Below are 11,140 nucleotides of genomic sequence, written 5' to 3' on the forward strand. Positions count from 1 at the left end.
CAAAAACTAAATTATTGCTTTATCAACTTCTCATATGTCCACCCTTTACCATAAAAAATCTTCATAAAATAAATGTCAGACTTAAGGTCAGATATGTTAATATCTGTTCTTGACACCCCTTTGGCAAACCGAATCTTTCTAACCAAATTTCCTATTCTGTCAAAAATTAACACCTGATATATCGCTCCCTCCTGACCATTTACCTGATCTTTCTTAGAAATTGTAATCCGCCCTAACGATGGATTAGGAGAAACACTAAAACTACTAAATCCGCCACCACAATTAGTCCCACTTTGAATTGAAACTGGGAGCCATGCAGTCCAATTTCCATATCCGCAATTATTCTGACCACGAGCCCTTACCTGTGCAGTATAAGGGTAATATTGATTTTGAAAAATTACTGATATCCCTGCATTATTATCCGATGGGCAAATAGCCATTCCGGTGTTTTCCATTACAGTTGCGGAAAAAGGAGTAACCTCCCATTCTACATTTGTTAGACCTCCAGGTACAGATCCGCACCTATATTGAGTATTTATAAAATTAGCACCAAACATAATAGGCACATTTGGGCAATAAGGGGATTGAGAGCTGTTAGTAAAAATTGAAAACTGTCCTTCTCCAGGTCCTCCAACCTGAACCTGTCTTGAAACAGTATAACTAAAAGCACAATGTGTAATCAACGCAGTAAGGTCTATCAAACCACTCTGGCCCCCTGGGATGCGCGACAATATTACTTGAGGTTGATTACTATTGGCAGGAACTGATGCTATAGACGAGTTTGAGGATGACCAGCTGATTGATGCTCCTGACGGCAACCCGTTTAGAGAAAAACTTATTGAGCCATTACATAAGTTATTGGAACTGCCTGTAATTGAAAATGTTGGCGCTGGTCGTGCTATTGAAATAACAGCCTCTGTTCCTGGCTTTAAAAAACCATTACATGGGTTGACCGCCCTTATTCGAATCACACCATTATCGCCGTTTGACAAGTCGGAGGTAATAGTAGCACTAGTATTTCCTGAAATCCATCCACCTGTAGATGTTGTTCCGTTAATTTGCCAACCAGTTGGAAGAAGATACTCAAAGGACGACACTGAACCAAATTCAACATTGTCATCGTTGGGATTTAAAAATTTAACAGGCGCAAAAGAAATAGGGATTGATTGTATTTCGCATCTAGGCACTTGAATAGTGCTGAGAGAAAGTATAGGTTTCGACTTTACACCTGAACTTCCGAAAGATTTAATCCTCTTAAATACAACATCCGATTCGGGGTATTGCGTTGTACCATTTGAAAAGTTGAACCTAAATGCCTGATTAAGCCCATCATCTGAAAACCGGCCTCTAAATCTAAAAACCTTATATTGCCCAGCATTTGAAATAAATCCATTATCAAGTATCATTGCATTTTGAGGTATACCATCATTACTTGAAATCCTCACGGGAGAAACACTTACAGAACTGATATTTGTCAATGTAGAACAAGTAAATTCATAATCTACATTCGGACAATACTCTGCGTCAGTTCCCTGAGCCACTATCACATTCTGGGCTTGAGAAATTTTAAAAGAACAAAGTAGAACAATCAGAATAATACGTTTCATAAAATAAGGTTTAAAGAGGAGTATAACTTTCGTTATACTCCTTAATCATAAGAATTTTTATTCAGAGAAATTCGTTATTCATAATTATAGTCGCTCCAGTAAGGATTAACTCCCCGCTTCGCGGCCGGCACCCAGAATATGGGTGTGGTGAAATTATCCTGGTCCTTCACCTTAAGGAATTCTTCCGGATTGGTGCCCAGCGTGATGGTGGGGTACCTCAATCTTTCCGGGAAGGGCTTCATCACTTTTCCGGTAAATGTCATGGGTTCCAGGTAAGGGTGGCGTGTTCTCCTGATCTCGGACCACAACTCAAACGGCGCCATAATGTTGAGGTGGATGTACTTCTGTTGCATCAGTATTTCCATTTTACCCTCCAGGTCTTTCGAGTTAAAGCGCGTGGCGATAGAGTCTGAGAATTTATTGATATCAGCAGTGGAGGGCTTTGCCGGGTGCATGTACAGCGCTGAATCTTCCCCGAAACGGTTGGTAGCGAAAGTAGCCGGCCCAACAAAGTAGCCTCCGTTGAGTGCTTTGGTGCGGAACGAGTTAGCCATCCGGCTCTCCTCATTGCGTGCATACCAGAAATCGGTGGAATGTGAAATTGCATCCTTAATGTGCTGGCTTGCAGCTTTACCGGTGTTTCCCAGGTTCTTTGCCGCCACTTCAGCCAGCAACAGGTCCACTTCCGCCATTGACATCATATATGCAGGGAAATTGGAATTGTGTGTAAACGTGGTGAGGTGGTACTGAGATTTGGCATTCTGTTGCAGGGAAAGGATAAAGCTGTTCGGTGTAGTGGTATAACGCTCCCCGGCAACGTAAGCAGGCTTTTGTGCATCGGTATTGTAGCTTACCCCGATGTATTTCCGTTTGTTCACGGTAGAACTGTACGCCCCATCAAAATATTTGGTGGGCATGGCCAGCACCTGTAGGCGGGGATCATCCGTTCCGGGCGTGTACGCTTTGGATGAATCGCGGTGCATCCTGCGCATAATGATATCAGGTATAAAGCTGGCGAAAGAGTTCTCTCCCAGTCCGCGGAGCCAGAAGCCATTGCTTTCCGGCGCCACATCGGTAGTGAGGTCCCAAACATAATCCGCGGCAGGAAGTGGTTTTGTAAGCACATCCTGGAGGTGTACTTTGGCCACATCTTCGGCCACCCCGGAAATACGAACGGCGTACTTCAGACGGAGCGCATTGATATACCGCACCCATTTGTCTACATCGCCTTTCATAGCCAGGTCGTTGGTTGCGAAAAGGTTTTTAGACAACGCCGACATTTCGTCGTAGATGCCGGGAAGATCTGTACTGATCTGCTTCAGTTCATCCAGCACTGATTTATAGATTTCCAGCGGGTCATCGAATTTAGGGTAAAACTCGCCCTCAGTTCCCTTAAATGCTTCCGAATAGGGAATGCTGTTGTAGAAGTCCACCGTCAGCAATGCTGAGTAATCTTTAATCACGGTTGATAAGGTATAATAAATCATATTATCCTTCAACGCCTGTCCGGAAATTTTACTCAATTCGTCTTTCAACACGGCCCAGGAACGCGCCCTTGTATAGAAATCATTGAACCTGTTGTTCCAGAGGTTATTGGTATTTCCACCAAAAGCGTTGGTGCCGCTCAGGTCGTCGAAATTCAGGAACCACGCGTAACGGTCGGTGATATGCCGTTGCGCAATCTGCGCATACCCTGGCACTTCGGTACCCGCGTTAAACTGCCAGTAGAATTCACCATAATCCTGCGAATAAACCTTATTCTCAGTGAGCATTTTCAGGAATATTCCGCCATAGAGGTTCTCTACTTTGGCATAAACAGCCGGATTGTTGAATTGAGACTCAAGGTCCTTCTTGCAGGAAGTGAAAGATCCTACAGTGACCGCGGCCATGATATATGTGATGATCTTTTTCATTTTTTTTGTTTTTCAGTTAGAAACTAACATTCAGGCCCAGCGTATAGGTACGCAGAGAAGGATAGAAAGAGTTTTCAATAAATCCTTGTGCGCCCAATGTTGCTTCCGCGTCAATATTCGGAATGCTTTTGTAGATATACCCGAGGTTCCTTACGGCCGCTGTAACAGTGAGTTTTTGCAATTTCAGCATTTGCGACAATTTTGTCGGGATGGTATAGTCTATTGAAATCTCTCTGAGCTTGATGTAATCATTCTTAGCGAGCCTGTCGGGGGGCCATGCGCCACCCGCATCATTGATGTAGGTCTGATAGTAAGTGGGCGCTGCAACCAGTTGGGTGTTTGGCACATACTTGGTTACCCCATTTTCTGTAACCTGCATTACACCATCCAGGATCATACCATCATGGTAAACCAATCCGCCCACCGCATTAGAAGGAGCAGGCTGGTTGTGTTGCCAGGGTATTTTCTTGTTGCTGCCTTGTTCTATATAATAAGCAAGGCCACCATTCTCTTCATCCCTTCCGAACAAGGTGGATTTGATTACACCATTGCCTACGAGGTAATTGTTCGAGTAAGAGAACACCTGACCGCCAAACTTATAGTCAAACCCGATATGGAAGTTGAAGCCTTTCATGAAGAAATCGGAATAAAGGCCACCAAAAGCATCGGGATTCACGTTACCGAATTTTTTATACTCATTGTTGTTCAGAGAATAAAGTCCGTTAGCATTCACTACCCTGTTTCCGTCTGTATCCCTTATATAGTCGAACATTTTGATATCACCTACCTTTTCGCCAACTGTTGCCACCACGTTTACACCGTTCATTCCCTGGATCAGTTGCTCATTGATACCTGTGTATAGTTCTTTAACTTTTGAGAACTGACGGGCGGCAGTGAAGGTGAGATCCCAACGGAAATCTTTCGTTACAAGTGGTGCCGCTTTAATGAACAATTCGTAACCCCAGTTCTTAACACTACCACTGTTTATTTTAGCGGTGCTATAACCTGTAGTTGGAGAAATAGCCAGGTTTACAATCTGATCATAGATATTATTGGTGTAGAAGGAAAGGTCCACTTCTAACCTGTTGTTGTCAAACCAACGGGTGTTGAAGCCCACTTCATATTCTCTTTTCCGGTAGGGCTTGATGTCGCCCAGGAACAACGCGCTCGGCGTGGCAACCGCTCTTATGGGAGAGCCTTCATATACTGTAACTACGGAGTAACTGTTGTTGGCAAAGTAACGTGTTTCTGAAACGGTATTCGGGCCACCGCCTACATCAGCCCAGGCCAACCTCAGCTTACCATATTTCAACTTGGGTATGGTAATATCCTGGTCGAAGTTATAAGTAATGGATGCGCCAGGATAGAAGTACCTGTTCTTGGAAGGCGACAAAGTAGAGTTCCAGTCCTGACGTGCCTGTAGTTCAAAATACACCTTGTTTTTCCAGGATGCGGTAGCAGAACCGAACACACTGTAAAGCAATTCAGACGCTTCCTCGATGCCACGAACTTTTCCAAGGTCCTGCGCACCACCAATGTCGTTGTAAATAGAGTACCAGTCCGGGAAGCGAAGACCGTTATCACCGGTACCTGCAAACACATCGTTCAGTCTCATCTGCTGGTAAGCACCTCCGGCGAAAGCAAAAAGGTTCCAGTCGTTGGAAATATCCTTTTCATATTTCAGGAGCGCCTGGTAGTTCTGAACGGTGGTATTTGTTTTCCTGAGCTGGAATTTCCCCCCGACAGTTTGCGGAAGCAGCCTGGTGATCTGGTTCTTTACGGTGTAATCTGTATTGGTATAATCTACGGAAGCCTGCGCCTGGAAAGAAAGTTCCCTTGTAAACTTCATTGTAGTTCTCACCGTATTGATGGTATGGAACTTCTGATCGGTATTGCGGTTATTGTTTTGTTGCCACAATACCGGGATCAAACGAAGCGCTGAGGGCGGCATTGCATAGTCGTCCAGTTCGCGGAGGTAACCCGATTCATCGAGGTAAAAATCTTTCAGGAAATTATAATCATAATCTCTGTTCAAACCCCAAGCTACCACCTGTTCCAGGTTTGGTCTTCTGTTCTGGGTTTTGATGCTGTAGATATTGCTGATGAATTCGAGGGTGGCGAATGGAGAAATATTAAAGTTTCCGTTGAAGCTAAATGTGTTTGACTTCTGGGTTGAGTTAGGCAACATGTCACTGAAGTCAACATGCGAGTAGGATGCTCTTGCGCTTCCGAAAGTTCCCCCACCTGCAAGGGCAACATTCGTTCTGTTGGTGATCCCGTTCTGGAAGAAATCAAGGAAGTTATCGGGATGTGCCTGGTAAGGAACAATGGCGCTATCGTAGCGCATTATATCACTTCCGTCGAATTTCGGACCAAAGCTCAACCTGTTGGCACGCAAGGTACGGATTCTCCTGCCGTTCGGGAGTACTGTTGTAGCGGTATCCAGCGTATTGTTACCGGAACCATAACTATTTTGGAAGTCAATAAAGCTGAAGGGCTTGTCAACGCTCACCTGGTGGGAAACATTCACGCCAAGACCCCTGGTTTTCCTTCCGCTTTTGGTAGTGATCAGCACAACGCCATTTAGTCCCTGGCTTCCATAAAGTGTGGTTGCTTTTGCACCTTTCAGGATTTCTATTGACTCAATGTCATCAGAATTGATATCATTTATCCCGGATCCGTAATCGAAAGAGTTCAGCGGATCGTATGTTTTATTTTCCATGCTGGTGGCCACGTCATAAATAGGAACGCCATCTACAACGAACAAAGGCCTGGTTCTTGAATTGGATTCCAAACCAGCCGCACCGCGTATCTTAATGTTCACACCACCTGTTGGACCGGCAGAACCGATATTGATGCCCACACCCGCGGCCTTGCCATATAATGAAAGTGCCGGGTTCAGTGTTGTACCCGCTTTTATCAACTGGTCGCCGGTAACGGTGGAAGTAGCGTAGCCCAAACTCTTCCTGTCGCGCTTCACACCCAGAGCCGTTACCACTACTTCGCCCATCTGCCCTTCAGCGGGCTCGATATCTATGGATACATTGTTGGTTGCTGCCCCTACTGAAAGCGTTTCTGTTTTATACCCTACATAACTGATTTCCAGCACAACGGCTCCTGCAGGAGCATTCATGGTAAAAGAACCGTCGGCATCCGTGAGTGCCATGATCTGTTGGCCACGCACCTGTATGGTAACGCCCCCCAGCCCGGTTCTTGTTGCCGCATCAAGTACTTTCCCTGTTATTTGCCGGCTTTGGGCGAATAGCAGAGAAACTCCCTGAAGTAACAATAGCATAAGCAGTAAGTACTTCTTCATTTTGGTTTATTTTTATTGACGAAATAAAAATCCGTTCGCCCTGTTCAGGCAAAAAAATTACATCAGATGAAAAAAGCTCATCTGTCAGTTTTTACCATAAAGCATACGCCTCAGGTAATGCGGTATGGCACGAGGGTGTTCTTCACAAATTTTCTCTATCAGGGGAATCCGCCAACAAAATCAGGCTACACTTATATCGGCATTCAAACTCTTTTTTACATCCCTGCTCTCATAATTTTCCATCACCAGGGCGGCGGCTCCAATCAGTTCGGCATTGTACCCCAGCGTAGACAATTCCATGCTTGTATGCATCACCAGTCGCGGAATACAGTGCTCGTTCAAAGCCTGCTGCATGGGCGCTAACCATACTTTGCCAGCCGACGCGCCTCTGCCGCTCAATACAATTACTTCAGGATTCAACAGGTGGATCAGTATGGCAAGTCCTCGTCCAATGTTATAACCCGCTTCTGAAAACAATTCAATGGCATAACGGTCACCCTCAATTGCTGCGGAGATGATCGTCTCGCTTGCCTGCTCGTAATGGTCCATGGGCATCAGTTGCATCATCGAGGTTCTTCCCGCTTCCAGTTCTTTCTTCGCTTTTTCGATGATCACCAACAAGGAGGTTTCCGTTTCCAGGCAACCGGTTTTACCGCAACTGCACATTTTACCGTTCTGAAACAAGGGGATATGGCTGAATTCTCCCGCGAAACCTTCCTGCCCTCTGAAAAGGGAACGGTTCAATACCATGCCTAAACCTATACCCCATCCAATGTTCACCACCATCGCGTTGCTCTTGTGCTTCACAGCTCCGAACCTCAGTTCCGCCAACGCGATCAAACTCGAATCGTTGTCTATATATACCGGTAACCCTGTTGCTTCCGAAATGGTTTGGGAGATGGACTTCCCCCTTGTTTTCATAAAGGAATAATTGATCCCTTTCTTCGCGTCCACAAAACCCGGCATGCCAATACCTATTCCTATAATCTTCTTCCTGGAGATACCGCTGGTGGAAAGGTATTCTTTGATACAATCCGTAAGGGCCTCCAGCGCATCAGGATTTCTCGGCAGCGCCAGTTCAAATTTTTCCACCGGCTTCACAAACCTGTTCTGCATATCGGTGATGGTAATGCGCGCCACAAACTGATCCAATGCCACACATACGATATAATACACATCTTCCTTCAATGCGTACATCACCGGCCGCCGGCCACCTGTGGAAGAAGCATGTCCCGTTTCCAGTACCACTTCTTCTTCAATCAGTTCTCCCAGTATCTTGGTGGTAAGCGGAATGCTCTTATCTATCAGCTTACTCAGATCGGTAGATGACAATTCACCTGAAAAATATAGTTTACTAACAACCTCCCTTTTATATTTCAATTTCTTGGGATTCATGAAGGGGTTTAGTTTATTATATTTTAAACCAAATCTAAAAGGTTTTCATTAAAGTAACAAAAACTTCTTAAAAATTTTATAAAGTTTTCGCCACTTTAAAAAGATCAGTTCAAAATACAGGGTTCTGAAATAGTTACAGTAATATACGAAGCGCAGGAATTTACACCTATGAAATTTAGAAACCGCAAGGGTTTCCTGCGGGATGGTTCAACAATTCAGGCGGCGGAGAGTGTATTGCCTTTTACGAGGCGAAGCAGGGAAAGAAACTTTGGACATTCATCGGGAGTGAGCAGTAAGGTTTCCCCATTGTGGAGGTGAAGCACCACACCATTGTCGCGGCGGGTGGCGTAACTTGTAATACGGCCAAACTTATCGTGTTTTAGCAATCCCCTGTAACCCAGGAATCCGAATCTGGCGGAGCCATGTAAAGCATGGGCCAGTTCTATGCCATTCAGTTCCGACACGGCCTTTATCTGTTGCAGGGGTATCCTTCGCCTGGAAAACGGCGTTTTCAACATTATGGCACCATGCACAAAGCTGAGTCCTGCGTTCTTTCTTAATCTCAGGGAAAAAAGCAAAACGATAGTGGCGATAAATAAGAAGGGATAAATTATAAAATGGGCGCCAAATGTCCAGCTCAGGGAAACCAGTAAGGCTCCGGAAAGTAAGGATATGATAAGAAGTGTGGTGCGCTTAGCCCTGGCATCCATCGTTGACGCAAAACCCATTCCATGTATTTGAGTTGGCAAGGTAGGAATATATAACGGGCGGGGAAAATGAGCGGTTGTTATTTGGTTGTTATTTTGATATTTATCAACCGCTCATCGTATTCTTTCCTCATGGTTCTCGTTTTTTCCCATATTTGCACATCACAAAAAGCCGTTTATTGCCCGATCATTTTTCATATGATGAGAGAAGAGCGCTGCTGCAGATGGCAGAAGGCGATGAAAGGGCTTTTCATCAATTTTATCTTCACTACTCAGCCCTGCTTCAGCCCTTCTTAAAGAAATATACCCGCCAGGAAGCAGACATCGAGGAGATCATCCAGGAAACATTCATCAGAGTGTGGGTGAACCGGGATCGTCTTCCCGAGATTGAACATATTAAAGCATGGATTTTCCGCGTCGCTTCCAGGGTATACATCGACCACCTTTCCCGCCAGGTGAAGATCGCGCAACGAAAAGATTTATACGGGTCCATACTGTATGGCTCGGGTGCGGCGGAGCCGGAGGAACGAACGGCGCTCTCTGAAATCAGGTTGAACATCCACAAAGCGGTGGAGCAACTTTCCGAGCAGAAAAAGAAAGTATTCCACCTCAACCGCGAACTGGATATGAAACCGGCACAGATCGCCGAGCAACTCAATATGCCCGTGGGTACCGTTAAAAATCAGCTCTCCGCGGCATTAAAGGAAATCCGCGAACAACTCATCGCCGCGGGCCACGGCCCAATCGTATTACTCTGTCTTCATTCTTCGGTTTTACTTTTTTTCTAAAAATCCTGTTTCCTGGTCGTGACGTTTTAACACGAACACAGTCTTATATACCGTGCAGCGGCATTGTGCGGTATCATGGATCATAACACAACCCCTCCAACTGATGGACCAAACCAGGATTAACTACTTACTGACGCAATATGGCTCGGGTACAATAACCGCGGCAGAACTGAAAGAACTTGAGACTATTTTCTCCGTTTCCGACCGGGAGGAACTGATGGCGCACATCTCCACGCTGATAGAAGGGGAAAGCCGGAATGCCACCGGCCACGAACCGATACCTTCCGAGCATATTTTCCAACAGATCACCGCTTCGGATAAGCCGGGCAAAACAAATATCGCCCCTGTCCGTGCCATCCGCCGCCGCTGGATGTATGCCGCGGCCGTATTACTGGCTTTGATTGCAACAGGGGCCTACTTCTTTTTTAACCAGTCTGAAAAATCTCCGCAACTGGCTCAAACGGCCACCAAGCCCGAAAAAGATCCGGGCCGCAATACCGCCATCCTCACCCTGGCCGACGGCTCCACCATGGAGCTGGACAGCGCCGGGAACGGCATCATAGCCGTGCAGGGCAACGCCAATGTTCGTTTGCAGAACGGACTCCTGGCTTACGATGCACAGCGGTCCGCAAAAGAAGCCGTCGTCGCCTACAATACCATTACCACACCCCGCGGCGGAGAATTCGCCATCACCCTTCCCGACGGCAGCAAAGTATGGCTCAACGCAGCTTCATCGCTGCGCTTCCCCACCGCTTTTACCGGCGATAAAAGAGTAGTGGAACTTACCGGAGAAGCCTACCTTCAAGTGGCGGAAGACAAAGCCCATCCTTTCGAAGTAAAAATCAGAGACATACAGGTTTCAGTACTCGGAACACAATTCAACATCATGGGTTACGATGATGAACCCACGCTTGTGACCACACTGGTTTCAGGCTCCGTGAAAGTGGAAACACCGGGAAAGCACCCGCAATTGCTTGTGCCGGGTGAGCACGCCGTGCTCAACCATACCAACGGATCGCTTTCAGCAGAGAAAGCGGACATCGTAGAAGAAACAGCCTGGAAGAACGGACAGATTCATTTCAACGGCGCGAACATCAGGCAGATCATGCGTCAGGTGTCCCGCTGGTATGACACGGACATCGTTTTTAAAGGAAACGTGGCGGATCTCGATTTCACCTGCACCGTTTCAAGAAAAGATAAATTATCGAAACTACTCGGCCTGCTCGAACTCACTGGCGCCGTTCATTTTACCATGGAAAACGGGAAAATCATTGTTCAACCATAAAAAAACTGAAAACCAAAACTGATGAGATAGTATAAGCCAACACACATGAGAAGATCCTAAAAGCCGGTAATGTGGCGCATTACCGGCGAGCTGGATCGACATTCGCAATTAAGATTCGGAAAACGTCAA

The 11,140-nt window shown here is 46.0% G+C and carries 7 protein-coding genes; 2 read left to right on the top strand and 5 right to left on the bottom strand.

The window, feature by feature from the left end:
* Positions 1-11: 11 nt before the first annotated feature.
* The 5 genes from M4J38_RS04575 to M4J38_RS04595 form a co-directional block, all read right to left on the bottom strand.
* Entirely contained in the window at positions 12-1,607 is a 1,596-nt protein-coding gene (locus M4J38_RS04575) for a T9SS type A sorting domain-containing protein (protein ID WP_251758351.1), read from the bottom strand.
* 74 nt (positions 1,608-1,681) lie between these two features.
* A complete protein-coding gene (locus tag M4J38_RS04580; RefSeq protein ID WP_251758352.1) occupies positions 1,682-3,520 on the bottom strand; it encodes a SusD/RagB family nutrient-binding outer membrane lipoprotein in 1,839 nt (612 codons plus the stop codon).
* A 16-nt stretch (positions 3,521-3,536) separates the two neighbouring features.
* Entirely contained in the window at positions 3,537-6,836 is a 3,300-nt protein-coding gene (locus M4J38_RS04585; RefSeq protein WP_251758353.1) for a SusC/RagA family TonB-linked outer membrane protein, read from the bottom strand.
* Between the two features lie 180 nt (positions 6,837-7,016).
* On the bottom strand, positions 7,017-8,231 hold the full coding sequence (locus M4J38_RS04590) for an ROK family protein (protein ID WP_251758354.1): 1,215 nt from the start codon (positions 8,229-8,231) through the stop codon (positions 7,017-7,019).
* A 215-nt stretch (positions 8,232-8,446) separates the two neighbouring features.
* Positions 8,447-8,959 (bottom strand): PH domain-containing protein, encoded by a 513-nt coding sequence (locus M4J38_RS04595; RefSeq protein WP_251758355.1) that lies wholly within the window; start codon positions 8,957-8,959, stop codon positions 8,447-8,449.
* A 134-nt stretch (positions 8,960-9,093) separates the two neighbouring features.
* Between M4J38_RS04595 and M4J38_RS04600 the strand changes: the two genes are divergently transcribed.
* On the top strand, positions 9,094-9,726 hold the full coding sequence (locus M4J38_RS04600; protein ID WP_251758356.1) for an RNA polymerase sigma factor: 633 nt from the start codon (positions 9,094-9,096) through the stop codon (positions 9,724-9,726).
* 103 nt (positions 9,727-9,829) lie between these two features.
* On the top strand, positions 9,830-11,011 hold the full coding sequence (locus M4J38_RS04605; RefSeq protein WP_251758357.1) for a FecR family protein: 1,182 nt from the start codon (positions 9,830-9,832) through the stop codon (positions 11,009-11,011).
* Positions 11,012-11,140 lie beyond the last annotated feature (129 nt).

Source organism: Parasegetibacter sp. NRK P23 (assembly GCF_023721715.1).
Classification (GTDB): Bacteria; Bacteroidota; Bacteroidia; order Chitinophagales; family Chitinophagaceae; genus Parasegetibacter.

Coding starts and splice junctions, on each gene's coding strand:
- M4J38_RS04595 (WP_251758355.1), bottom strand. CDS start 8,959: ATGGGTTTTGCGTCAACGATGGATGCCAGGGCTAAGCGCACCACACTT.
- M4J38_RS04580 (WP_251758352.1), bottom strand. CDS start 3,520: ATGAAAAAGATCATCACATATATCATGGCCGCGGTCACTGTAGGATCT.
- M4J38_RS04585 (WP_251758353.1), bottom strand. CDS start 6,836: ATGAAGAAGTACTTACTGCTTATGCTATTGTTACTTCAGGGAGTTTCT.
- M4J38_RS04590 (WP_251758354.1), bottom strand. CDS start 8,231: ATGAATCCCAAGAAATTGAAATATAAAAGGGAGGTTGTTAGTAAACTA.
- M4J38_RS04605 (WP_251758357.1), top strand. CDS start 9,830: ATGGACCAAACCAGGATTAACTACTTACTGACGCAATATGGCTCGGGT.
- M4J38_RS04575 (WP_251758351.1), bottom strand. CDS start 1,607: ATGAAACGTATTATTCTGATTGTTCTACTTTGTTCTTTTAAAATTTCT.